A 25,462-nucleotide genomic window follows, 5' to 3' on the forward strand; every position below is an offset into this window, starting at 1 on the left:
AACTCATTAACTTGCGCCGTCAAACGACCGCCTGGAGTGTGCATGGACGCCAATCAATCGCGGGCTTGCCAGCCCCTGACCACCGGAGAAAAGCTCGGCTACGCCGCCGGAGATGTTGCCTCCAACATCTACTGGCGGGTGATCGATGTGTTTCTCTTTATCTTCTACACCGACGTGTTTGGCCTGCCCGCCGCCACGGTCGGCACCATGATGCTGGTGACCCGGCTGATCGACGCCTTCTCCGATCCCGCCATGGGCGCCCTGGCGGATCGCACCCGTACCCGCTTTGGCCGCTTCCGCCCCTACCTGGTCTGGGGGATCCTGCCCCTGGCCGGTGCCGGCGTATTGACCTTCACCGTGCCCGATCTTGGCGATGGCGGTAAGGTGCTGTGGGCCTACGGCACCTACATCGCCCTGATGCTGGCCTACACCTTTATCAATGTGCCCTATGGCGCGCTGATGGGGGTGATGTCCGGCGACAGTCAGCAACGCACCACCCTCACCGCCTTCCGCTTTATCGGTGCCTTCTCTGGCGGCTCCGCGGTGGCCTACTTCACCCCGGAGTTGGTGAACTGGTTCGGTCAGGGCGACGAAGCCTATGGCTGGCAAGCCACCCTGATGCTCTACGGTGGCATCGCCGCAGCGCTGTTCCTGGTCAGCTTCTTCACCACCCGGGAGCGGGTGCCGGCACCGCCGCAGTCCGACGCGGTCAGCCAGGATCTGCGGGATCTGCTAGCCAACCGCCCCTGGCTGGTGCTGTTTGCCCTGGCGATGGTGATCATGATGACCATCTCCCTGCGCGCTAGCAGCGGCACCTTTTACCTGAAGTACGTGGTGCAGCGGGAGGACCTGATCGGCAGCTTTACCCTGTGTTACATGCTGTCGCTGGCACTGGGGGCGGCGATCACCCCGCTGCTCACCCGCTTCTTCGACAAGCGCAAGTTGCTGATGGGTCTAATGGGCCTGGTCGCGCTGCTGTGCAGCCTGTTCTACCTGCTGCCGCCAGATGCCCTGGTGGCCACCTTTGTTCTGCACGGCTTGATCGGCCTGGCGTTGGGCCCCAAGTCACCGCTGGTGTTCTCCATGTACGCCGACACCGCTGATTACTCCCACTGGCGCACTGGCCGGCGGGCCACCGCCATGGTGTTCTCCGCCGCCGCCTTTGCCCAGAAACTCGGTGGCGCCGCCGCCGGTGCCACCATCGGTTACCTGCTGGCCAGCCTCGGCTACGAGGCCAACGTGGTGCAGTCCGACGCCTCCAGTGAGGGGATCCGCTGGCTGATGAGCCTGATCCCGGCGCTGTTTGCCGCCCTGTCGGCCTGGATCATCTATTTCTATCCGCTGGACTCCTCCACCCTGGAGCGGATCCAGACCCAACTGTTTCAACGGGAGCCGCAATCATGATCGAGTCGTCGGATCAGGCGGTCACCCTCACCTCCCCCACCGCGCTGCCTAAGGCGGGCAGCTTCCTGTGGAACCGCCGGATGCTGCTGCAGATCACTGCCCGAGGCTACGCCCAGGCCCAGGCGATGTGGCCGGATCCGGTCAAGTTCGCCACAGGCCCGGCCTGGGAGGGCAAAACCTTTATGCAGCCGGAGCAGAACTACTACGCCCACCATCCGGGCCGCTTTTTCTACCTGCAGGACAGGGATCGTGACGCGCTGTGCTCCCTGCCCTACGAGCCGGTGCGTGCCTCCTTTGCCTCGTTTCGCTTTCGCGCCGAGACCGACCGGGTCCAGTGGCAGCTGGGCTGGAAGGGGCTGGAGCTGAACCTGTCGGTGCAACTGCCGGAGGACGATCCGGTGGAGCTGTGGCAGCTGACCCTGCACAACCCCGGTAACGAGACCCGGCGACTCAAGCTGGTGCCTTACATCCCGCTGGGCTACCGCTCCTGGATGGCCCAGTCCGCCCAGTTTGACGAGACACTCAACGGCGTGCTCAGTGAGGCCACGGCGCCCTATCAGCGTTTGCAAGACTACCCGGACAGCCAGGCCCAGCCGGTCTACCGCTACCTGCTTGCAGACCAAGCCCCCAGCAGCTGGAGCGGCTGCCGAGTGGCATTTGAAGGCGAAGGCGGACTGCACAACCCCGATGCCCTGCGCCAGGCCCAGCTGGACAACCAGCCCGCTCGCTATGACGAACCCTTAGCGACGATGCAGTTTGAGCCGGTGCTGCCCCCCGGTGGCCGCGTCACACTGCGTTTTGCCATCGGCATGGCCAAACAGCGCGATGAGATAGAGACCCTCCGCCAGCGCTACCTGATGACGCCGGAAGGCTTTGAGCAAGCTCAAGCCGGGCTGCGTAACTACCTGAGCCCGGGTAAGGGCCGAGTCCAGGCGCAAAGCCCCGATCCCGAACTGGATCGCTTTAGCAACCTGTGGCTGCCGCGCCAGATCCATTACCACGTTGCGCTCAATCGCATGACCGGCGATCCCCAAACCCGCAACTACCTGCAGGACTGGATCGGCGCCAACACATTGACCGGCGGTGCCGATCCCCAGGTGTTGATCAATGCCCTGTCACAACAGCACGCCAGCGGCGAGATGCCCGACGGCATCCGCCTGCACGAGCAGGCCCAGCTGCAATACATCAACCAGGTACCCCACACCGATCACGGCATCTGGCTGCCGCTGGCGCTGAAGGCCTACCTGGATGAAAGCAACGATTACGCCCTGCTGGATCAGGACTGCCCCTTCGCCGATGGCAGCCACGCCACGGTGGCGGAACACCTGGACCGGGCGATGCAGTATCACCTGGCCCAACGAGACGAGCGTGGCCTGTGTTACATCCAACAGGGGGACTGGTGCGATCCGATGAACATGGTGGGCCACAAGGGCAAAGGGGTATCCGGCTGGCTGACCCTGGCACTGGCCTATGCCCTGCGCCAGTGGGCCGAGATCCTGGCGGCCTGGCCGCAGCCGGCCCGGGCTGAGCACTACCAGCACCTGGCCGATCAGCTCAACCAGGTGGCCAATGCCCAGCTGTGGGATGGCCACTGGTACGCCCGCGGCATCAACGATGAGGGCCACGCCTTTGGGGTGGCCAGCAACCATGAAGGTCGGATCTACCTCAACCCGCAAAGCTGGGCACTGCTTAGCGGTGCGCCGGACCCTCACCAGGCCCAGCGCCTGTTGGCCTCGGTGGATGAACAGCTTGGCACCCCCTACGGCGTGCAGATGCTGGCCCCGGCCTACACCGGAATGAACGAGGGGATCGGCCGACTCACCCAGAAGTATCCCGGTACCGGCGAGAACGGCTCCATCTATAACCACGCCGCGATGTTCTGGGTCTACGCCCTGTACCAGCAGCGAATGGGCGATCAGGCGTTTAGCCGACTGCGTGAACTTCTGCCCGGCACCGAGCCCGAAACGGCCCAGCGCCATGGTCAGTTGCCGCTGTTCCTGCCCAACTACTACCGCGGTGCCTTCAGCCAGTACCCGGACAGCGCCGGCCGTTCCAGCGGCCTGTTCCAGACTGGCACCGCCGCCTGGTATGGCCGCATCCTGATGGAGCAGCTCTATGGCCTGCGCGGCGAACGACAGGGCCTGCGCATCGATCCCCAGCTGCCCAGCCACTGGCCGGAAGCCCGGGTAACCCGTGATTTTCGCGGGGCCATCATCGAGGTGCACTACCGCCGCGACCCCCACTGCGAGGCGATGCGGGTTTGCTACCTGGGCCAGGCGCTGCAAGACAACCTGCTGCAGGCGATCCAACCCGGCAGCCACTACCCACTGGAGGTGGTCCTACCCGAGGCGGGTTAACGAACAGTCCCGCGGCTTGCGGCAGAAACAGCAAAGGGGCCAATTGGCCCCTTTGTTTTTCAATCAACGTGCTAAGTGCGACAGTGCTGACGGTCAGCATCGCAACAAAACAGCTAGTCCTCTCTTATCTGCACCGTGAAGGTTGGTACCGGCACCACCACCGACTGCACCGCCTTATGCAACCACACCAGCTCGTGCTTGAAGCTGCCGTCGGGGGAGAAATAGCACAGTTCCAGCTCGAACTGACCATCCTGGTAGCTGCTGGTGACGATCTCCACCGCCACCTCCGGGTGATCGACGTAGGCCCCCAGGGCATGCTCTACCGCATCGACCAGTTGCTCTTCCAGCTCAAAGCTGACATCGATCCGCATCAGCGAAAAGGGGGCGGGCTCCTTGCCCAGGTACTTATCGTTCATCGCAATCAAACGCTCATTCCGGTTTTCCCTAGTGTACTGAAGCCCAGCGATTGGCCAAGGGCAAAACGGACAAAGCCTGAGCATTCGCACCCACTTTTGCCCACATCGGCAGCGAGCGCCGAGAGCCCGCTCCACTGATACAGATTGGACCGACAGCTCAAAACAAGACTTGTAGCCCCTGTCATCAGGAGGCGAGCGTTACCGAGCCTCAATGGCGACAATATGGAAAACAACGGTTAACAACCCCGAACGATAGCGTGATAGAGATCACCACAATTATTCGATGTCGCCGTACAATCAGCTCATCGGCCAGTAACTGATAATCACTACCATGCATGAACATTCGCTAGCGCGCTGGCAGCACCAGCACAATTTTGCCGAGGATCAGCGCCAGAGAAAGCACGAGCGACGAACGCTCTACGCCGTTCTGATCACCGCGACCATGATGATCATTGAGATAACCACGGGTTACCTCACCGGCTCCATGGCGTTATTGGCCGACGGCTGGCACATGGGCACCCATGTTGCGGCATTTGGTTTGACGCTGTTTGCCTACCGCTTTGCCAAGAGGGCGGCAACCAACCCGCTCTACAGCTTCGGCTCCGGTAAGGTCAATATGCTGGCTGGCTTCACCAGTGCCGTGGTGTTGATCCTGGTCGCTCTGCTGATGGCGCTGGAATCAATCTGGCGGCTGGTGGAACCGGTGGCCATCGATTACGACAACGCCTTGATGGTAGCGGTGATCGGCCTGGTAGTGAACCTTGTGTGTGCGGTGTTGCTGCACCAGGGCGATGATCATCACCATCACCACGGGCATGGGCATGGGCATGGGCATGGGCATGGGCATGGGCATGGGCATCACGACCACGGTCATCACAGCCATGACCACAACCTCTACGCCGCCTACCTCCATGTGATTGCCGATGCGCTCACCTCGGTTACCGCCATCATCGCCCTAGTGGCCGCCCGTCACTTCGACTTGCCGGGGCTGGATCCCATCATGGGGATCGTCGGCGCGGTGATCATCACCCGCTGGGGTTGGGGTCTGATCAAGCAGACCTACCCCACCCTGCTGGATCGCTGCCCCGAGGCAGCGCTGGCCCAACAGGTGCAAAGCAAAATCGAGGCGGACAGCGACAACAAGGTGGTGGACCTGCACCTTTGGCAGATCTCTGGTCACCACTGCGCTGCTATCGTCAGCCTGGTCACCCATGAACCCAGAGATCCGGCACACTACAAGCAGCTACTGTCTGACTTGCCCCGCTTGGCTCACATCACCGTGGAAGTGCACCACTGCGACCAGCAACACTTAGATCAGCACGAATATGAGCAAGCACAACTGCCTTCCACCTAGACATTGAACTCACCCATCACAGAGCCCCCAGCCTGGCTGGGGGCTCTTTCTTTTGCCCGGCATTACAGTGCCAACCGGGAGCTTGTCAAGCCAATGACGGCGACATTTTTTCCACTCTTTTGGCCACTTTTTCACCATTGTTGGCTTGACTCCACACCGGCTCAATTTTCACTGGCATCCGGACAGGTGAACCGCTAACATTGCGCGCCGTTTCCGGAGGTCAGTCCGGGCAGTGCGGAACTGAGTGCTTGAGGATAAATAATGAGAAAACAGCAGTTTGAACTCGTTGCGGTAGAAGGCAACATTGGTGTCGGCAAATCCACCCTGGTGCCGAAGCTGGTTGAGCATCTCAACAGCATCGATGAGCGCCCCTGGAAGATGATCCTGGAAGACGTGGACACCAACCCGGAGTTCAAGCGTCTGCTGGCCGAGTTCACTCAGGACCCCACCAAGCGCATCAACTTCCAGCGCTTCATCACCAACCATCGCGCCAGCCTGTGCGCCGATCTGGACCCCAGCTACAACTACGTGCTGGAGCGCTCCCTGTACTCTGATCTGGTGTTCTGCCAGGCCAACCTGCAGGAAGCCTGCCGTCCCGATGGTGAAGACCTGACCTACTACTACGACATCTGGGACAAGCTGGACGCCTACCCCAAGGTCACCTCCGTGCTGTACCTCAAGTCCAGCCCGCAGATCGCCTACCAGCGTATGCTCAGCCGTGCCCGTGCCGCCGAGAACGGCACCCCGTACGAGTACATCAAGCTGATCTCCGACTGTCACGATGCCTTCTTGCCGCACATCTGTAACCGCAAGGACACCATGCTGCTGACCGAGCAGTGGGACAACTTCGGTGACTCCGAGCGTCTGGCACGTCGGGTTAAGCACCGCCTGTAACCAGCGCGCTTAGCATCAGACAGCAAAAAAGGCAGCCCAAGGGCTGCCTTTTTTGATCGCCTCGCTGGCACCAATGCTGAACTCAAAACCTTTGTCGCGTTGGCGACAGCAACCAAAGGGGCGGCTCGCCCCCTTGGAACCCCCTTTGCCTCCAATCGGCGCTTAATTTTCGCTACAACGTTATTGCCTAGTGGCATAGACCAGAGTCGACATCCCTGTCTCCGCTGGTCATTCGGGCCATCCTGGCCCTCAGCCTTGGCAATCCCGCTTCCGCTCAGGCACCTCAAAGTCGGCTTAAAGCTGTTGGGGCATAGAGTCCAGTTAGGATACTTAACTTGCAGTGTCACAAAGGGAGCCTATTGAACAGTGCCAAACTACAAAATTAAGTGCTTTCGCTTGGCTTGATCTTATCAGCGCTGTTGCTGGTAGGCCTGCAGGGTGTTGCGCAACAGGCAGGCGATGGTCATCGGCCCGACCCCACCGGGTACCGGCGTAATCGCTGAGGCGATGCTCGCCACCGCGGCGTAGTCTACATCCCCCACCAGCTTGGCCTTGCCGTCGCGCTCTACCCGGTTAATGCCCACATCCAGCACCACCGCACCGGGCTTGACCCAGTCGGCGCCGACCATCTCGGCACGGCCCACCGCCACGATCAGGATATCGGCCTGACGGCACACCGCTTCGATATCCTGGGTGCGGGAGTGGACGATGGTGACGGTACAGTGCTGCTGCAGAGTCAGCAGCGCCGCCGGTTTACCAACGATGTTGGAGCGCCCGACTACCACCACGTGCTTGCCCTTAAGGCTGTCCCCCAGGGTGTGCTTGAGCATCAACAGGCAACCCAGCGGGGTGCAAGGCACCAGCACGCTCTCATCGCCTGCCAGCAGCCGCCCCATGTTCTCGGGGTGGAAGCCATCGACGTCCTTGGCCGGGTCAATGGCGGCGATCACCTTCTGCTCGTCGATCTGCGCCGGCAGCGGCAGTTGCACCAGGATCCCGTGGATCGCCGGATCGGCGTTCATCTTTGCCAGTAACTCCAGCAGTGTCGCTTCCGAGGTGTCCGCCGCCAAGCGATGCTCGACACTGCGAATGCCGGTGGCCTCACACTGTCGCAATTTGTTGCGCACGTACACCTGACTGGCCGGGTCTTCCCCCACCAGCACCACCGCCAAACAGGGTGTCGCCAGGCCCTGGGCCTGGATCTCGCTCACCGACGCCGTCACCTCGGCCAGTACCTCGGCAGACAGCGCCTTGCCGTCGATCACCTTCGCGTTCATATCCCTGTTTTCTCCTTGCTTCGCTGACCCAAAGGGGCCGTGGTTCGGTTCGGGCGACACGGTGCTGTCGTTGATTACGGCAGCCGGCAGCGCAGCCCCTAACGATAGCGAGCTTCGCCCATCCGTGTCCGCCCGGATCTTTCTGCAGATTACCCGAGCTAAAGGCTAACGTACTGTTTTCATTCACTGTTACACTCTGGAAACGTGACCGAGATCGCGCTGTGCTATTATCGACCTCCGCTTACCCTCAGGAACCCCAATGACGCTGTTTCACCACCTCCGATGGTTCTTCCGGCAACACATCGGTACCTATCTACTGGCCCTGGCAATGCTGTTGATTGTGGCACTGCTCAACATCAGTGTCCCTTATCTGATAGGCCAAGTGATGGATGGGCTGATTGAAGACCCCCAGGCCTTTGGCTGGGACCAGGGCTTCCTGCCGATGCTGCTGGGGATCGGGGTGGCGCTCTACCTGCTGCGCTTTGGCTGGCGGGTGGTGCTGTTTGGTGCCTCCTACCGCCTCGGTGGCGAACTGCGGCTGCGTTTCTATCGACGTCTGACCGGTCAGGGTCAGGCGTTTTTCTCTTCCCACTCCACCGGCGATCTGATGGCCCGTGCCACCAACGACGTCGACGCGGTGGAGATGGCCGCCGGCGAAGGGATCCTGTCCGGCTTCGACGGCCTGCTCACCTTCGCCCTGATCCTGTTGATGATGCTGACCCTGATCGACTGGCGCCTGACCCTGGTGGCACTGCTGCCCTTCCCTTTTATGGGGCTGGCGTTCTACCGCATCTCCCGCCGCCTGCATCGTCACTTTCACCAGTCGCTGGAGCGCTTCTCCGAACTGAATGAAACCACCCAGCAAGCGATTGCCGGGATCCGCCTGGTCAAGGCGATGGGCCGGGAAACGGTCGAGAGCCGCCAGTTTGATCGCATCACCGATCAGGCCGCCGACAAGACCTACCAGGTGGCCAAGAGTGAGGCGATGTACGACCCGGCAATCTTCATCAGTCTGGCTCTGGCCACCGCCCTGACCCTGGGCTTTGGCACCGTGCTGATCCAGGCTGGAGAACTGACCATCGGCCAGCTCACCGCCTTCTCGCTCTACCTGGGCCAGCTGATCTGGCCGATGTTTGCCTTTGGCTGGCTGCTCAACATCGTCGAGCGCGGCAGCGCTGCCATCAAGCGCCTTAACAGTCTGCTGGAGACCCCGGACAGCGTCGCTGACCAGGGCACCCACACCCGCCAGGGCAGCGATCTGGCCCTGCACAACCTGAGCTTCACCTACCCGGAGGACCAGCAACCCGCCCTGTCCGGATTGGACCTGTCCCTGCCCGAGAGCAAGACCATCGGCATCGCCGGGCCCACCGGTGCCGGCAAGACCACCCTGGTCCGCCTGCTGCTGCGCCAATTCGATTGCGGCGACGCCATCACCCTGCAGGGACGGCCGCTGTCCGACTACCCGCTGTCACAGCTGCGCAGTGCCTACGCCCTGGTGCCCCAGGATCCCTTCCTGTTCAGCACCACCATCGCGGAGAACATCGCCCTGGCAGAGCCGGAGGCGGATCAGAGTCGCATCGGCCAGGCCGCAGCATTGGCGGCGGTAGAGCAGGACATCCTGCGCTTTCCCGAGGGCTACCAAACCATGGTGGGGGAACGGGGGGTGACCCTGTCCGGTGGCCAGCGCCAGCGCATCGCCATTGCCCGGGCGCTACTGAGCGAGGCACCGATCCTGATCCTCGACGACGCCCTCTCCGCGGTGGACATGGAGACCGAACGCCAGATCCTCGATGCCCTGGCCAAGCACCGACCGCAGCAAAGCCGGATCATCATCAGCCATCGCTTGAGCGCGCTGAAAGACGCCGATGAGATCCTGGTACTGAACCATGGCCAGATCGCCGAACGGGGTCGCCACGCAGATCTGGTTCAGAGCGATGGCTGGTACAGCCGGATGTGGACCTACCAACAGATGGAAGCGGAGCTTAAGGATGTCAGCTAAGTCCCGGGGAACCTTTAAGATGCTCAGCCGCTACATCGTCGCGGACAAGGCCCTGCTGGCCAAGGCGCTGGCGCTGTTGCTGGTGGGCACCGCGCTGGATGTGGTGGGCCCGCTGCTGGCCAAGATCTACATCGACGATTACCTAATGCAGGGGGTGATGGAGCCAACGCCGCTGATCACCCTGCTGCTGATCTACCTGGCCTGTCAGCTCGGCGCCGCCGGTCTGCGTTTTATCCAGGCGCTAAGCTTCACCGAGATGGCGCTCAACGCGGTGCAGGATATCCGCAAGCGCGCCTTTGCCCGGGTGATCCGCCTGCCGATGAGCTATTTCGACCACGCCCGTACCGGCCAGCTGGTCAGCCGCATCACCAACGACACCGAAGCGATTAAGGATCTCTACGTCCAGTTCCTCTCCAATGTGCTGGGTAACGTGGTGATGCTGGTGGGGATCCTGATCGCCATGGCCCTGCTGGACCCGACCCTGATGCTGATCGCCCTGGGACTGGTGCCCGCGGTGGTGGGGATCATCTACCTCTACCAGAAGCTCAGCGGCCCGGCGGTGGCCCACAGCCGTGAGCTGCGCTCCGACATCAACGCCAACATCAACGAGTCCATCGGCGGCATGGCGGTGATCCAGGCCAGCAACCAGAGCGAGCGATTCCTCGGCAGCTTCGGTGCGGTCAACCAGGAGTATTACCGGGCGCGAATGCGCACCATCCGCGCCAGTGGTGCGCTGCTGCGCCCGGCCATCGATCTGCTCTCCATCCTCACCATCCTGGGTCTGCTCACCCTGTTCGGCCAGCAAGTGGTGGCGGGCGTGGCCGAGGTCGGCGTGCTGTACGCCTTCTTAAGCTACATGGGTCGCTTCACCGAGCCGCTGGCGGAGATCACCCAGCGCTTTAACCTCTACCAGCAGGCGATGGTGGCCGGTGACCGGGTTGCCACCCTGCTGCAGGAGGAGGAACAGCACTACGGCGACAGCCCCCGTCAGCTGGAGGATGGCACCATCCGCCTGAATAAGCTGAGCTTTGCCTACCAGGCCGATAAGCCGGTATTGCACCAGTTGGAGCTGGCGATCCCCGACGGCGGCTTCTACGCCATCGTCGGCCACACTGGCTCCGGTAAAAGTACCCTGCTCTCGCTGTTGCTGGACTTCTACCCGGCCCAGCGCGGCCAGATTGAGCTCGGCGGCAGCGACATCAATGATCTGTGCCAGCAGGCGCTGCGCCAGGGCATTGGCCTGATCCCCCAGGAGCCCTTTATCCTGGCGGACACCGTGTTCAACAACATCGACATGGGACGGGGTCTGAGCCAGGAGCAGGTGGAGCAGGCCGCCCACAAGGCCCACCTGCACCAGGCCATCACCGGCTTGCCCAACGGCTACCAGACCGAGCTGGGGGAAGGCGGGCTGCGTCTCTCCACCGGCCAGCGCCAACAACTGGTGATCGCCCGGGCCCTTGCGGCCCAGCCAAAGATCCTGTTGCTGGATGAGGCCACCGCCAACATCGACAGCGAAACCGAGCAGGTGGTGCAGCAGGCCCTGGCCGAGCTGCAGGGTAAGGTCACCCTGATTGCCGTGGCACACCGGCTCTCCACCATCAAGCAGGCAGATCAGATCGTACTGCTGGCCCAGGGGCGGATCAGCGAGCAGGGCACCCACGCCGAGCTGATGGCACTGGAGGGCGGCACCTACCAGGCGATGTATCGACTGCAGCAGCAAGCGGCCCGGGTCGAGGCACTAGAGGAGCAGTAATCCTGCCCCAAAGGGCTATCACCCTCCAACGAAAACAGGCGCCCTTGGGCGCCTGTTTTTATGGGTCAAACCGAGTTTGTGGGGCGCCTCTTTGCCAGGTGGCCGTGTGCCTCACATCTTGAACTGGTTGATCTCCTGGTTCAGCTGCACCGACAATCGGGAGAGATCTTCGGTCGCAGCGGCGATCTGCTTGGCGGACATGCCGGTCTGCTCCGATTGTGCCTTGATCTCCTCGGTACGCTGACTCACCTCGCCAACCGTCACGCTCTGCTGCTCCGCGGCGGTGGCGATCTGGGTGGTCATCTGGGTGATCTGCTGCACCGAGTCCTTGATCTCCGCCAGGGCGCTTCGCATCGCCATGGTCTCCTCGACGATCAGCGAGGCCTGGCTCTGGCCCGCCTGCATGCTCTGGGCCGACTCCCGGGCACTGCCCTGAACCGACAGGATCATCTTCTCGATCTCGGCGGTGGAGTTCTGGGTATTGTGGGCCAGCGAGCGCACCTCGTCCGCCACCACGGCAAAGCCTCGGCCCTGCTCGCCCGCCCGGGCCGCCTCGATGGCGGCGTTGAGCGCCAACAGGTTGGTTTGGTCAGCGATACCGCGGATCACATCGAGGATGGTGGAGATCCGCTCCGCCTCCTCCGCCAGCGAAACGATGGTGGCGGCGGAGCTGGTCATGGTTTCGGACAGGTCCTGGATGCGGTTGGCGGTGGTCTCCACCTTGGCATTGCCCTGCTCCACCAGCACACTGGCGTTATTGGCATAGGACGCCGCCTCCACCGTGTTGCTGGCCACCTCTTGCGCTGTGGTGCGCAGCTGATCAATCGCCACCGCCACCTGATCGGTGGAGCGGTGTTGCTGGGACACGCTCTGGCTGGTTTGCTCGGCGATGGCCGCCAGCTCCTCCGAGGCGGCCGCCTGCGAGGTGGCCGACTGGGCAGTGCGGGCAATCATCTCCCGCAGCCGCTCCGTCATGTCCCGGGTCGCAGCGTAGATCCCACTGCCACGCTCATCCAGGGCGACGGTGAGATCGCCATCCGCCACCCGGCGGGTGATCTGGGCCAGGGCCACCGGCTCACCGCCCACCTGCTGGCTGATCTGGCGCATGATCAAGCCGCCAAACAGGCTAACAATCAGGACAGAGAGCAGCGCACCACCGATGGAGAACAGTATGGTCTGCCGGGCGATGGACTCCGCCTCCGAGGTGCGCACACCAATCAGCTTGCGCTCCACCTCGATAAACTCGGCGATCTTGACCCGGATGTTGTCCATCTGGTTCTTACCCAGGTAGATGTTAGTGTTGCTGGCAAAGCCATTGAGGCTGATCTGGTCGCCCTGGGCATTACGCCGGGCGGCGATCTTCACCTCCGCCGCCTGCTCAACCCAGCGCTGCTTCAGCAACCCCAAGTCGTTCAGTCGCGCCACCTGGGGCGGGTTGTCACTGACCGTGGTTTTCAGCGCCGACAGGGTCTTATCAAACAGGGCATGACCGGAACAGTAGGGCTCAAGAAAGGCTTCCTCCCCCGCCACCAGGTAACCGCGCATCCCGGTTTCCATATCGATCATGGCGATCTGCAGGTTCCTGCCTTCGCCGATCACCTTATGGGTATGGTCGACCCATTGGTTGGCGGTAAGCAGGGCATTGAGGCTGGTGTATACGGCGAGGGTGATGCTGAGGATGGCGACAACGGGGATGGCAAACCCCAACAGGAGCTTGGTCCTTAACTTCATACTGTTCATGCGTTCTGACTTCCTTGAACTGCCAACAGGCAGGTTAAAAAAACGGTTCCCCGAACCATCGGATGGCACCACCGGGATGCGTTTTATACATCCCGCCATGCGCGCAACACTTGCGTTACACACTCTACATTTTTCAGTCACAAATCACAGGCTTATTTGGAAGCTGCCGGTTTAACTGGCGACAGCGTGTACAACCCGGCGGCAGCGGGCTTTGGCGCGCCACTGAGCGACCCTGTCGATGCGGCCCACTCCCCGTTCGCCGGCACGGCGCTTTGACGCCTTGTTCTGGCGATAACCGGTGCTGGCCTAACCCCTTATCGCTGCCCTGTGCTATCCTCGCCGGCCAAGAATCCCTGTCACTGCCCCTTGCATGTCCCTGATCCATAGACCCATTGACCTGAATGCCCTGCAACTGCCCACGGAACTGCCCTGCGCCCTGGCGCTGTTCGCGCCGCTGGCCGCGCTGCCCTGGTCGATGCTATTGGACTCCGCCGGCGAAGGGGCGGCAGCACCCCACCCGGATGCGGGTTATGACATCCTGGTGGCAGATCCCATCGCCACCCTGGTGACCCGGGGTGAAGAGACCCAGGTGACCCATCAAGGCCAGAGCCAGTACCGCTTTGAGGATCCCCTCGAGCTGTTGGCGCAAACCCAGCAAGCGCTGCTGGGCCCACTGGACAGGGACGGGTCACAGCTGCCCTTCACCGGTGGCGCCATGGGCCATTTCAGCTACGACCTGGGCCGCCGCTTTGAGCGTCTGCCACAGCAGGCGGAGGACGACATCGCCCTGCCGGAGATGGCGGTAGGGCTCTATGACTGGGCGTTGCTGGTGGACCGGCGCAAACAGGGGCAAGCGGACGCGGTATCCCTGCTGGTGCGGGGTGATGAAGCCCAGTGGCAGGCCCGCTGGCAGTGGCTGCAACAGCAGCGTGTCACCGAAGCAGAGCCGTTTCAGCGCCAGGGTCAATGGCAACATCAGCTAACCGAGGCCCAGTACCTCGAACGCTTCGACCGGGTACAGGCCTATCTTCGCAGCGGCGACTGCTACCAGATCAACCTGACCCAACGCTTCTCCAGTGCCTACCAGGGCGACGAGTGGCAGGCCTACCTGGCGCTGCGCTGTGAGAATGCCGCCCCCTTCTCCGCCTTTATCCGCTTGCCGGAGGCAGCCCTGCTGTCGCTGTCGCCGGAGCGCTTTATCCAGGTGAAGGGCCGGCAGGTACAAACCAAGCCGATCAAGGGCACCCGGCCACGCCATGCCGATCCCGCCAAGGACGTTGAAGCCGCCCGGGCGCTGGCCCGCTCCGATAAGGATCGGGCCGAGAACCTGATGATCGTGGATCTGCTGCGCAACGATCTGGGCCGGATGGCGGCCCCCGGCAGCGTGCAGGTGCCGCACCTGTTCGCCATCGAGAGCTTCCCGGCGGTGCATCACCTGGTCTCCACCGTCACCAGTGAGCTGGCCGAGGGCGCTAGCGCCCTGGATCTGCTGCGCGCTGCCTTCCCCGGTGGCTCCATCACCGGCGCCCCGAAGATCCGCGCCATGGAGATCATCGAGGAGCTGGAGCCCCATCGCCGCAGCCTCTACTGCGGCAGCATCGGCTACCTCAGCCAGAACGGCACCATGGACACCTCCATTACCATTCGCACCCTGGTGGCAAAGTCCGGCTGGATCCACTGCTGGGCCGGCGGTGGCATCGTCGCCGACTCCGTCGGTACCGCCGAGTACCAGGAGTGTTTCGACAAGCTCAGCCGCATCCTGCCGCTGCTGTAGCCCCAGCCCTCCACCAAGTTCATCACCGGCCGAAGCCTTTGGTCTGTTTGCCGGTCTGCTTTCGTAGAGAGTCACATCCCGGCCCAAGCCTGATACCATGAACTGGACTGGGCGGGATGCCCATTGACGCGATGAAAGGAGATCCCCGTGCAAAACCCACTGCGTGGCGCCCTGGCCGCCCTGCTGCTCACCCCGCTGATGCTGGCTGCCGAGCCAGCCCCCGATTTCGCCATCACCGAGCTCGACACCACGGTGCATGAGCTGTCCCAAGAGCGGTTGGTATACCTGGATTTCTGGGCCAGCTGGTGCGGTCCGTGCCGACACAGTTTCCCCTTTATGAATGAGCTCAAGGCCAAGTTCGAGGACAAGGGGCTGACCGTGGTGGCGGTGAACGTCGACGTCGAACCGGCGGACGCCGAACCCTTCCTGGCCAAGTACCCGGCGGATTTCACCCTGCACTACGACCCGGAAGGGGCCATTGCCGAGGCTTACGCGGTGCCGGGCATGCCCACCAGCTATCTGATCCGTAACGGTGAGATCCTCGAGCGCCACATCGGCTTTCGCAAAAGCCAAACCCAGGCGCTGTTTGATGAGATTGAGGGCTACCTGCCCTGAAAAGGAGCTGGCCTATGACGATTTGGCGTGCCATCACCCTGTCGGGATTGCTGGTGGTGACTACTGGCTGCAGCAGCTTAGGGGTAGAGCCCTGGGAGCGGGCCAGGCTGTCGGACCCGCGAATGGCGCTGGAGGCGGACGCCCTGGATAAGGGCTTTGATGATCATATCTACTTCAGCAAAGAGGCCAGTACCGGCGGTCGTGGCAGTGCCGGTGGGGGCTGCGGGTGCAACTAAAGCCGCAGCTGGGCAACATCAGTGCGGCACTGGCCGCCGCCAGCTCGGCGCTGGTCAGCCCCGCTGGGCAAGCGGGCTTGTCCGACTGGTTTGAGGATCTGTCCCAATGGCAGGTCAACACCGCCCTGCTCTACTACGGCGAAGATGGTGACCGGGTCACCGCCTGGGAGGGCACGGTGCAGGCCCAGCGCACCAATGGCGACCAGCAAACCCTGAGCCTGGCTGCCACCCTCGACAGCCTCACCGGCGCCTCGGCCACCGGGGCGGTACCGCAAGACCAGGTGCAAACCTTCACCCGTCCCTCCGGCAACGGCGAATACCAGGTGGCACCGGGTCAGACCCCGCTGGATGACACCTTCAAGGACACCCGCTTGCAGCTCAATATCGGCTGGGCCGAGCCCATCAGCATAGAGTGGGAATATGACCTGGGCGGCCATCTCTCCAAGGAGTACGACTACCTCTCCCTCGGCCTGTATGGCGGCGCTACCCGCTATTTTGATCGCAACAACACCGCGCTTCGCTTTGGAGCCAGTGTGTTCTACGACACCATCGAACCCGAGGGCGACATCCCGGTGCCCTTCAGTGCCATGGCGCTGCGGGCGGATTACGACAGCGAAGAGGCGTTTCGCCAGGCCTTTGACCAGACCCGCGGGGCCGGCAGCGACACCAAGACCACCGCGGAGCTAACCCTGGGCCTGACCCAGGTGATCAACCCGGCACTGGTGATGCAACTGAACTACAGCTATGCCCAAGTCTCTGGCTACCAGACCGATCCCTTCAAGTTTGTCAGCGAGATCGACGACACCGGTACCGCCTTGGTGCAGCGCTACGAGCGTCGCCCGGACCGGCGCAGCAAACACGCCCTGTTTGCCCAGGCCAAGGCGCACCTCAGTGAGCGTCTCGGTGGCCCGGTGCTGGATGCCAGCTACCGCTTTATGACCGACGACTGGGGCATCGACTCCCACACCCTGGATCTGCGCTACAACCTGCGCCTGGCCAACGGCCACTTTATCGAGCCGCAACTGCGCCTCTACCGCCAGACCGCCGCCGAGTTTTACCGCCCCTTCCTGCGCCGTGGTGAGCCTTTGCCAGACTACGCCAGCGCCGATTACCGCCTGGCGGACATGGACACCTACACCCTGGGGCTCAAGTACGGCATCCCGTTGAGCCAACAGCGCCAGGCAGATATCCGGGTGGCCTACTATCGCCAGCAGCCCAGTGGCCCCGGCGGGCCGGGCCAGCTCCAGTCACTGGAGCTCTATCCCGCGCTCAGTGCCTGGATTGTTCAGCTCAGCTACCGGTTCTGACATGACAGACAGGATCAGCGCCCTTGTGCTTACCCAGCACGCCAACCACTTCGTCGGCCGCTTCCAGGCGATGGCCAGCCCCTGCGAATTGCTGATGGATACCCGGGATCCGGCGCTGGCCAAATCCCTGTTAACCCTGGCCGCTCAACACACCTGGGCGTTCGAGGCCAAGTTCAGCCGCTACCGCGACGACAGCCTGTGCCAGCAAATCAACCAAAGCCGGGGCCGGCCAGTGGCGATCGATGCCGAAGCCTACCGGCTGCTGAGCTTTGCTGATCGCTGTTACCAGCTCAGTGACGGCCTGTTTGACCTGACCTCCGGCGTGCTGCGCCGAATCTGGCGCTTTGAGCCCGGCGCGATGCCACCAAGCCAAGCCGAGATTTCGAAATGCCTGAGCCGGATCGGCTGGCACAGAGTTCGATTCAACCAGCAACAGGTGGTGCTGCCGGATGGCATGGAGCTGGATTTTGGCGGCATCGGCAAGGAGTACGCGGTGGATCGCTGCGCGGCCCTGCTGGCCCAGCGCTCCCCCACCACCCCGGTGCTGGTTAACTTCGGCGGTGACATCGCCCTATCCCGGCCCCGGGGAAACCCCTGGCAGATCGGCATTGCCGACACTCCGGCAATCACATCAGAGCTGCCCGGCCCCATCGCCTTGGCTCAGGGGGCCCTGGCCACCAGTGGCGACACCCACCGTTGCCTGGTACACAACGGCATCCGCTACAGCCACATCCTCAACCCTAAGACCGGCTGGGCCACCCATGGCGGGCCGCGTCAGCTCACCGTGGCGGGAGACAGCTGCCTGCACGCCGGTCTGCTCGCTACCCTGGCGTTGCTGCACGGCGACCAGGCCGAGGCCTTTATCCGCCAGCAGGACGTGGATTACTGGGTCACTCCCTAGGGCGACAGCGGGATAATGCGCCGGCCTAGCCTCGGTGAAATGGCATAAAAGCCAAAGAACACAAAGTGCTACAATCTAGCCTTGGTGTTCAGCTGGGTGTGGGAGGACAAGGGTTCGGTGTCAAAGGTTGTGGTAAGACAGGAAGAGTCGCTGTCGCTGAAGGTCCTGCACCAGTTGAAGAACGGCGATGATCGCCGGCTTGATCTCTACTTCATGCTACCCAAGGACATGGGGGTCAACCCGCAGAGCCTGGAGGCCGGCGAATATTGCCATAGCTCGGTGGTCGGGCGCCGCTCCTACTACTCCTCGGGGCTGCACCTGCCGCTGGTGCAGGGCCGCTTTGTCAGCCTCAACAAGCGCACGGTTCAGGAGTTTCGCCTCTACCTCAACCTGTTTGCCTACCAGTTTGCCATCGCCATCGAGACCGACAGCAAGGAACTGGCGCAGCAGAAAGATCCGGAACAGTTCTACCCTGCCCTGTCCGAGCTGTGCGACATCGTCACCCAACTGCTGAAGAAGTTCCGCCGTAACGAGCCCAGCGAGCCCAAGTGGAAGCACTACTTCGACAACGCCGACAACTACCTCTCCTGGTTTTGCGAGCAGCGCTTGTTGAAGCTGTTGTCCCATGCACCGCGCAGCAATGAGCATGGCGAGGTGATCGAGCAGACTCTACAGCTGTGCCGGGCCGAAAGCGCCTACCGGGACCAGCGCTCCTACAACTCGGAGCAGACCCAGGGGGATCCCAACCGGATCTCCAACAAGATGTTGCTACTGCGCCGCCTGCTGCAACGAGGCGTGGTGCTTAAGGAGGAGCTCAAGACCCTGGGCGTAGGCTTGAAGAAGTTTGCTACCGGGCTTACCACCGGCCTGATCATGCTGATCGTCTCCTCCCTCATTATTCAGGCCCAGGGGTTCTTAAGTGGCGTGACCCTGGCACTGGTGCTGACCCTGGCGGTGATCTACGCCTTTCGCGAGATCTTCAAGGACGATCTGCGTAACGCCCTGTGGCGCTGGCTGCGCAAGGGTCGACCGCGCTGGAGCCGCATTTTGCGGGACACCACCAGCGGCGCCATCATCGGCCGCCAGCTGATTTGGTCCGATTATCTCCCCAGCAGCGACCTGCCCGATGCCATCAACACCATCCTCCGCCGCCGACATAGCCAGAACCGGGTGGATGCGGAGATCCTCCACTATGGCATCAACACCCAGGTGACCCAACGGGAGTTCCTCGCCGGTTACTCCACCATCCAGGAGCAGATCAACTTCAGCCTGGCGCCCTTTGCCCGCTACCTGGAGCGGGGCCGGTCCAAGATCTACAAGGAGTCCGACGGCAAGGTCAGCAGCGATTCGGTGGAGCGCCGCTACCAGATAAACCTGGTGCTGATGCTGCGGGAGAACCGCCAACCGGCCCAGTTCGCCCGCTACAAGATCACCATGAACCGCTCACAGATCATCGATATCGCCGAGGGCCGACTGCCTGACGGCATTGAGTCCCTCGATACCCCTCCCGAATCGACCAGCGACGCCAAATCCAGCTCGGCAAGCAATACCAGCACCCAAGCTCAGTAACGGCAAAGCCCTGCCCTTATCACCGCAGCCTCAGCCAACGCTGTCCTCACCAGGTTTAAAGCGAGGGACCCCGATCCAGCTCAACAAAGCCAGGGTTTAGGGTGCAGATTCTAACGCCTAGGGTCAGCATAAAGGTGTCCCCAAGCGAAGGAGACACACCTTGACCCTACCTCTGAAGCTGACCTTGCCCGAAGGCACGCCGGTGGTGATCCGCCCGATCCGGCCCAGCGACGCTCCTGCACTGCAACAGGGGATGGCGGCGTTGAGTGCCCACAGCCGCTTCTTGCGCTTTCACGGTCATCGCGGCCTGCTCACTGACAACGAGTTGAGCTTCTTCACCCGGTGCGACCAGGTAGATCACATCGCCCTGGTGATGCACACCGACGCCGAGTCGGAGCAAGGGATCGGAGTATGCCGCTGCATTCGTGACCCCAATTGCCCCAGCCAAGGGGAGATCGCCATCACCGTGGCCGATGCCTGGCAGCACCGTGGTGTTGGCACCCTGCTGGCCAAGCAGCTGCGTAAGACCTGCTTGGAGTTGGGGCTCAGCCACTGGACTGCCTACTACCTGGCGCTCAATCGCAATGTCGCCAAGCTGATGCTGCATGTGGCCAAGCTCACTGCCGTCGAGCTGGTAGGAAACGGTGAGCTCAAGGCGCACTACTCCCTCACGCTCAAGTTCGACGAAGACGCATACCATAAAGCCCCCGCTGTCTCTCAGCGAGGGCTCGATACTCCGGTGGAGTCTTAGCGTTGACGCCCGCCTTCCGGGGCACTGTCCGGCTTGCAGGCCAGTGGTGCGTCACTTTGTTGCTCAGAGGCGGCGCAGCTGCCCGTTACGCTCTCGCCACGACGGCCAGAAAATTCGCAAGTATCCTCAACCTGTTTATCGGCGCAGGCTTCCACCGCCTCTTGCGGCGGCCCGCGGCGCTCTCCGCTTTGTTGGGGACCATTGGCCAGGGCAGCGGCGGACAGCAACAGTGCCAGCATGCCGGCGTAGAGGGCGGGAAGACGTTGGCTATTCATGGAATGTACCTCGCTCGTTGATTGACGAAGCTCAGTATCCAGCCCCATTGCGCAGGCAGGTTGAAGAGAATGTGGAGAAACTCCGCAGATAGTCCCAACTGTTATTCCAGCTTATAGCCAACTCCATAGATGGAGTGTATCCGCTCCTCCCCTGGGATTTGATCTGCAATCTTCCGACGCAGGTTTTTGACGTGACTGTCGATGGTACGATCGCTGACGATGCGATCATCTGGGTAGCAGCGTTGCATCAGTACTTCACGCGAAAATACCCGGCCTGGCTGCTCCATTAAGGTTGCCAGAAGACGAAATTCAACTGGTGTCAGCGGTAACGGTTCATCCCGCACCCGGCATTGGTGATTCTGCTCAGACAGGCTCAATTCGCAGTAGCTCCGTTCGCCGGCCTGGCCCGCTGCCACCGCTCCCACAGATATTCGACGCAGTATCGACTTAACCCGTGCCACTACCTCACGGGGGAGAAACGGTTTACAGACGTAATCATCAGCCCCCAACTCCAGCCCCAGCAATCGGTCTATCTCATCCACTCGTGCGGTCAACATCAGGATCGGAACCTGAGAAAACTGGCGCACCTCACGGCAGATGGCCAAGCCGTCTTTACCGGGCAACATCAGATCGAGGATCACCAGTGCGGGCCGTTCTGTCTGCACAACCTCAACCGCTTCAGTCCCCTCAAGTAGCACACGGCTTCGGAAACCTGCCTGGGCCAGGTAATCAGCCAGAAGGTTAGCGATTTTTTCTTCATCCTCAACGATCAATATTGGACGTTCACTCATGGCTCACCTGATGGGCAAAGAAACAGAGATAGCAAGTCCCCCCAAGGAGGCCGGCTCAGCGCGGATCCAGCCTCGATGAGCGACAACGATATTGTGGCAGATCGCTAAACCCAGGCCCGCGCCACCTGCCCTTCGACTTCGGGAGGGCTCTAGCCGATACAGTGGCTCGAACAATTGCTGACACTCATCCTCAGTGGCGCCTGGCGAACTGTCAGCAAACACCAGCACCGCTTGCTTCGACCGCACGCTCAGGCTGACCTGCAACCGACCAGGCGGGTCGGTGTAGGCTAACGAGTTGCTGATCAGGTTATCGACCAGCTGCTGCAATCGGGTGGCATCACCATGTAATGGCACCGACTCAGGCAAGGTCAGCGCAATAGCGACCCCGGCCTGCTTGGCGGCCTCATCAAAACTGGCTATTCGTTGTTTAACCAGTTCCGCCAGGTCCAGGGGTGCAAACTGATAACGCAGCCCTCCAACATCGGATAAGGACAGCTGATAGAGATCGTCGATCAGACGTCTCAGCCTTGCCACCTCTGCCGCCATGGAATCGATCTGCTCTAGGTCCAACGGGCGTATGCCATCCCGGATAGCCTCCAGTTCGCCGGTCAGAATTGTCGTCGGAGTACGGAGTTCATGGGAGATACTCGCTAACCAGCGCTGACGGGCCGATCTCCCCTGCTCGAGTGTCTCAGCCAAATGATCAAGATCCGCCATCAATGCCCCCAGCTCATCACGCCGAGGCTCTGCCAGCCGATACTGGAACTCGCCCTGAGTCATGGCATGCACGCCGCTGGCCATACGCCTAACCGGCGCCAGCAAACGACGGGTAAGCTGAGTCGACACAAGTAGCGCTAAGCCAAGAGAAAACAGGGCAATCAAAACACTGGTGCTGAATTGCTGACGTGAAAAAGCTGTCTCCTGTGGCGATTCCAAAGCCTGCCGAGGTGCGCTGTTTAGTCGACCGACCTCCTGATCCTGTACCCAGACCCCAGCCGTTATTGGCGCCTTAAGGCTGTCTGTTGGCTGACCAGCCACCAACTGGCCCTGATGATCAATCAACCAGGTTCCCTGTACCTGGTGTTGATGAGGCGGTGGGCCTGCATGGCCAAGGGGGGGATGATCGCCACGAGGAGGGGGAGGCAGCTCCGTAACCGGACCACGCAGCAACCGCGCCAAGACCACCGAGTCAACCTGCTGCCACCCCCCATCCTGCTGGAACCTCTCGGCAAGCTCCTGAGCTACCTGCTCCAACCGACTCTGCTGTACGGCATCGACATACTCAAGAAAGCCCCGCTCGAAACTCCAGCGAGCCAGCAGCAAGGTGGCGCTGAGCACCACCAGTGTGACACCTACGAAGGCAAGAATTAGCTTTGATGCGAGGCTCATAATGTGCGCATTCCTCCCGATAATCATTGCCACTGCTTCCGCCATCGATTGTTGCGCAGTTTGGCCAGGGCCTCATTGAAACGCCCCTTAGGTTGAGGATAGCGACACTACGCTTCAAGGTAGCCAAGGCCCCTACTGATATACCAAGCCCCCTCATCATCTCCTTGTTCCTTGCACACTCTCTGCACAGTGCTGCCAGATAATTGGCCCCATCCTGATTTTCAGAGGGAAATATCATGTCCTTTACCGCAAAGCGCCGTGCCTACCTCCAGCAACCTTACCTGTTACTACTGACCCTGCTGATAAGCGGGTGCAAGATCTCAGACAGCAACCTTGTCGACCAGGACACCGCTGATACCTCGCAGGTATTGGCATACCCTCTGGTAGCAACCGGACAGCAGCATTGCAGCGACATCGATGGCATGACGATTGAGTGCCCGGGTGTGGAGGATCACAACTACGGCCAGGATAGTCAGTTTGGTGGCAATGACTTTGAACTCAAGGACAACGGTGACGGAACCGTCATCGATGCGCTGACCGGCCTGACATGGCAACAGGTTCCCGCGGCCGAGGGGATGAGCTACCAGCAAGCACAAGAGTACGTCGAATCGCTTTCTCTTGGTGGCTATGACGACTGGCGTCTTCCATCCAACAAAGAGCTGTTCTCCATCAGCGATTTTTCACACGGCTGGCCCTACCTGGACTCGGAGGTGTTTGCATTAGCCCAGGAGCATGGGGGTAAGGATGAGCAGTTTTGGACTGAAGAGTACGTCGGCAACACAATGGAAGGCGGCAGCGAAGCCGCGTTTGGCATCAATCACAGTACCGGCCATATCAAGGCCTACCCTGCCGCCATCGAAGGCCCGATGGCTAAGCGGGTGCGCGCCGTGCGGGGCGAAGTCTATGGGGTCAATGACTTCGTCGATAATGGCGACGGCACGGTGACCGACCGTGCTACCGGCTTGATGTGGGCGCAGCAGGACAGCGGTTATGGCATGGACTGGCAGATGGCCTTAATGTTCACAAAGGACTCAGCTCTCGCCGGCCACAATGACTGGCGTCTGCCCAACATCAAGGAGCTACAAAGCATCGTCGACTATCGATATGCCCCCTCAGCCAGCTTTGGCGAAGACCAGGGGCCGGCCATCGATCGCCGCTACTTTACCATCACGGTACTGCCCTCAAACACCACCCTATACCCAGAGGACTACCCCTACTTCTGGTCCAGCACCAGTGCCTATTTCAGCCCGGAGGATCCGGCCTACGCTTATGCTTGGTACGTCGCTTTCGGCACGGCGGTAAACAACGAGGGCGAAGACCTGCACGGTGCCGGGGTGGTCCGCTTCGATACTAAGTACGAGGGAGGGCCAGCGGCGGAAGGCGGCGAGCGCTACTACAACTTCGTTCGCCTGGTGCGGAATACCCCGTAACGCAAAAAGCCCGGCAGGTGCCGGGCTTTGTTATGCCTAATCGGGGGATAGGTATATACGGGGTTACGCGTAGGCGTCTTCCAGGATGGCGCGACTGACCGACAGGTCCAGATCGCCCCGCTCAGACAGCGCCACCATGCCGTGGGCTTCCAGTGCCTGAACCACCTTGTCGATCCCACCACGCTCAACACCGTACTCGGACAGGCGGGTCTTCACCCCCAGCGACTCGAAGAAGTCACGGGTCTTGGCAATAGCCTGGTCGATGCGTTGGTCCTCATCCCCTTCGGTGATGTCCCAGACGCGCTCGGCATACTGCAGCAGCTTCTCGCGCTTCTCGGTCTTGCGCAGCTTCCACACGCTGGGCTGGATGATCGCCAGGCTCTGGCCGTGATCGATACCAAACAGCGCGGTCAGCTCATGGCCAATCATGTGGGTGGTCCAGTCCTGGGGTACACCGACACCGATAAAGCCGTTCAGGGCACAGGTGGCACTCCATACCAGGGTGGCCCGGGCCTCGTAGTTTTCCGGCTCCGCCAGGGTCTGCGGGCCCACCTCAATCAGGGTCTTGAGGATCCCCTCGGCGGTACGATCCTGGATGTGACCGTTGGCCGGGAAGGTCACGTACTGCTCCAGGGTATGAACAAAGGCATCCACCACACCGTTGGCCACCTGCACCTTGGGCAGGGAGAAGGTCAGGCTTGGATCCAGGAAGGAGAACTGCGGGAACAGCAGCGGGTGCATCACCGGGAACTTACCGCCCTGGTAGGACACCACGGCGCCCATGTTCATCTCGGAACCGGTGGCCGGCAAGGTGGCCACGGTGCCCAGCGGCAGCGCACCGTCGATCGGCGGCGGTGCAAAGCCGTGCTTCAGCAGGCTGGCCTCATCGCCCTGGTAAGGCGCTGCGGCGGCGATGAATTTGGTGCCGTCCATGACGGAGCCACCGCCCACGGCCAGCAGGAAGTCGATCTTCTCGGCACGCACCATCTCGACCGCCTTCATCAGGGTGTCGAACTGGGGGTTGGGCTCGATGCCACCGAACTCCACCACCTGGCGCTCGCCCAGACCGGCCAATACCTTGTCCAGGGTGCCGAAACGCTTCACACTGCCGCCGCCATAGAGCACCAGCACCTTGGCATCGGCTGGTACCAGGTTGTTCAGCTCAGCCAGACGATCCTGGCCAAACACGATATGGGTGGGGTTACGATAATCGAAGTTTTGCATGGTGGG

At 61.7% G+C, this 25,462-nt stretch carries 21 protein-coding genes; 14 read left to right on the forward strand and 7 right to left on the reverse strand.

The features are described from left to right. Positions 1-42: 42 nt before the first annotated feature. Positions 43-1,404, forward strand: coding sequence for an MFS transporter (locus BUC04_RS02675; protein WP_067658287.1), 1,362 nt, complete (start codon positions 43-45; stop codon positions 1,402-1,404). Further along, the gene (locus BUC04_RS02680; protein ID WP_067658290.1) at positions 1,401-3,761 is read left to right on the forward strand and encodes a GH36-type glycosyl hydrolase domain-containing protein; all 2,361 of its coding nucleotides are present in this window, start codon (positions 1,401-1,403) and stop codon (positions 3,759-3,761) included. The genes BUC04_RS02675 and BUC04_RS02680 overlap by 4 nt, the downstream gene beginning before the upstream one ends. A 113-nt stretch (positions 3,762-3,874) precedes the next feature. Here the strand turns inward: BUC04_RS02680 and BUC04_RS02685 are convergent, their stop codons facing one another. Then, the gene (locus BUC04_RS02685) at positions 3,875-4,177 is read right to left on the reverse strand and encodes a hypothetical protein (RefSeq protein WP_067658293.1); all 303 of its coding nucleotides are present in this window, start codon (positions 4,175-4,177) and stop codon (positions 3,875-3,877) included. Positions 4,178-4,508: 331 nt separating this feature from the next. On the opposite strand from BUC04_RS02685, the gene dmeF reads away from it, so the two are divergent. Continuing rightward, positions 4,509-5,531: a CDF family Co(II)/Ni(II) efflux transporter DmeF gene (gene dmeF, locus BUC04_RS02690; RefSeq protein WP_067658296.1), complete on the forward strand. Its 1,023-nt coding sequence runs from the start codon at positions 4,509-4,511 to the stop codon at positions 5,529-5,531. A gap of 261 nt (positions 5,532-5,792) precedes the next feature. Then, the gene (locus tag BUC04_RS02695) at positions 5,793-6,425 is read left to right on the forward strand and encodes a deoxynucleoside kinase (protein ID WP_067658299.1); all 633 of its coding nucleotides are present in this window, start codon (positions 5,793-5,795) and stop codon (positions 6,423-6,425) included. A 410-nt stretch (positions 6,426-6,835) separates the two neighbouring features. Here BUC04_RS02695 and folD read toward each other — a convergent pair whose 3' ends face one another. Beyond that, entirely contained in the window at positions 6,836-7,702 is an 867-nt protein-coding gene (gene folD / locus BUC04_RS02700; protein ID WP_067658302.1) for a bifunctional methylenetetrahydrofolate dehydrogenase/methenyltetrahydrofolate cyclohydrolase FolD, read from the reverse strand. A 259-nt stretch (positions 7,703-7,961) separates the two neighbouring features. Between folD and BUC04_RS02705 the strand changes: the two genes are divergently transcribed. Both BUC04_RS02705 and BUC04_RS02710 read left to right on the forward strand, forming a co-directional pair. Next, positions 7,962-9,701, forward strand: a complete 1,740-nt coding sequence (locus BUC04_RS02705) for an ABC transporter transmembrane domain-containing protein (RefSeq protein ID WP_067658305.1) — start codon at positions 7,962-7,964, stop codon at positions 9,699-9,701. Beyond that, positions 9,691-11,454, forward strand: a complete 1,764-nt coding sequence (locus BUC04_RS02710; protein ID WP_067658308.1) for an ABC transporter ATP-binding protein — start codon at positions 9,691-9,693, stop codon at positions 11,452-11,454. The genes BUC04_RS02705 and BUC04_RS02710 overlap by 11 nt, the downstream gene beginning before the upstream one ends. A gap of 111 nt (positions 11,455-11,565) precedes the next feature. Here the strand turns inward: BUC04_RS02710 and BUC04_RS02715 are convergent, their stop codons facing one another. Further along, positions 11,566-13,194 (reverse strand): methyl-accepting chemotaxis protein, encoded by a 1,629-nt coding sequence (locus BUC04_RS02715; protein WP_067658310.1) that lies wholly within the window; start codon positions 13,192-13,194, stop codon positions 11,566-11,568. Positions 13,195-13,564: 370 nt separating this feature from the next. Here BUC04_RS02715 and pabB point away from each other — a divergent pair, with 370 nt between their 5' ends. The 7 genes from pabB (at position 13,565) to BUC04_RS02750 (ending at position 20,347) form a co-directional block, all read left to right on the forward strand. Next, positions 13,565-14,968, forward strand: a complete 1,404-nt coding sequence (gene pabB / locus BUC04_RS02720) for an aminodeoxychorismate synthase component I (protein ID WP_082766616.1) — start codon at positions 13,565-13,567, stop codon at positions 14,966-14,968. Between the two features lie 147 nt (positions 14,969-15,115). Then, positions 15,116-15,583 carry a TlpA disulfide reductase family protein gene (locus BUC04_RS02725; RefSeq protein ID WP_067658313.1) on the forward strand — a complete coding sequence of 156 codons (468 nt, stop codon included), beginning with the start codon at positions 15,116-15,118 and terminating at the stop codon, positions 15,581-15,583. A 14-nt stretch (positions 15,584-15,597) separates the two neighbouring features. Beyond that, positions 15,598-15,819, forward strand: a complete 222-nt coding sequence (locus tag BUC04_RS02730) for a DUF4266 domain-containing protein (RefSeq protein WP_082766617.1) — start codon at positions 15,598-15,600, stop codon at positions 15,817-15,819. Next, positions 15,810-17,126, forward strand: coding sequence for a DUF3570 domain-containing protein (locus BUC04_RS02735; RefSeq protein ID WP_067658316.1), 1,317 nt, complete (start codon positions 15,810-15,812; stop codon positions 17,124-17,126). Before BUC04_RS02730 ends, BUC04_RS02735 begins: the two co-directional genes overlap by 10 nt. Before the next feature lies 1 nt (position 17,127). Next, positions 17,128-18,027, forward strand: coding sequence for an FAD:protein FMN transferase (locus tag BUC04_RS02740; protein ID WP_073325545.1), 900 nt, complete (start codon positions 17,128-17,130; stop codon positions 18,025-18,027). A 117-nt stretch (positions 18,028-18,144) separates the two neighbouring features. Next, on the forward strand, positions 18,145-19,596 hold the full coding sequence (locus BUC04_RS02745; RefSeq protein WP_067658811.1) for a hypothetical protein: 1,452 nt from the start codon (positions 18,145-18,147) through the stop codon (positions 19,594-19,596). A 160-nt stretch (positions 19,597-19,756) separates the two neighbouring features. Continuing rightward, entirely contained in the window at positions 19,757-20,347 is a 591-nt protein-coding gene (locus tag BUC04_RS02750; RefSeq protein ID WP_067658319.1) for a GNAT family N-acetyltransferase, read from the forward strand. Here BUC04_RS02750 and BUC04_RS02755 read toward each other — a convergent pair. The 3 genes from BUC04_RS02755 to BUC04_RS02765 form a co-directional block, all read right to left on the reverse strand. Continuing rightward, positions 20,344-20,622, reverse strand: a complete 279-nt coding sequence (locus tag BUC04_RS02755) for a hypothetical protein (protein WP_143165509.1) — start codon at positions 20,620-20,622, stop codon at positions 20,344-20,346. The two genes, BUC04_RS02750 and BUC04_RS02755, sit on opposite strands and share 4 nt — an antisense overlap. 101 nt (positions 20,623-20,723) lie before the next feature. After that, positions 20,724-21,413, reverse strand: a complete 690-nt coding sequence (locus BUC04_RS02760) for a response regulator (protein ID WP_067658325.1) — start codon at positions 21,411-21,413, stop codon at positions 20,724-20,726. Between the two features lie 3 nt (positions 21,414-21,416). Beyond that, positions 21,417-22,847, reverse strand: a complete 1,431-nt coding sequence (locus BUC04_RS02765) for an ATP-binding protein (protein ID WP_082766618.1) — start codon at positions 22,845-22,847, stop codon at positions 21,417-21,419. Positions 22,848-23,038: 191 nt separating this feature from the next. Between BUC04_RS02765 and BUC04_RS02770 the strand changes: the two genes are divergently transcribed. Next, on the forward strand, positions 23,039-24,232 hold the full coding sequence (locus tag BUC04_RS02770; RefSeq protein WP_067658328.1) for an Lcl C-terminal domain-containing protein: 1,194 nt from the start codon (positions 23,039-23,041) through the stop codon (positions 24,230-24,232). Between the two features lie 63 nt (positions 24,233-24,295). On the opposite strand, the gene BUC04_RS02775 is transcribed toward BUC04_RS02770, so the two are convergent. Further along, a complete protein-coding gene (locus BUC04_RS02775) occupies positions 24,296-25,456 on the reverse strand; it encodes an iron-containing alcohol dehydrogenase (RefSeq protein ID WP_067658331.1) in 1,161 nt (386 codons plus the stop codon). Positions 25,457-25,462: the final 6 nt, after the last annotated feature.

This window comes from Ferrimonas marina, assembly GCF_900129905.1.
Classification (GTDB): Bacteria; Pseudomonadota; Gammaproteobacteria; order Enterobacterales; family Shewanellaceae; genus Ferrimonas; species Ferrimonas marina.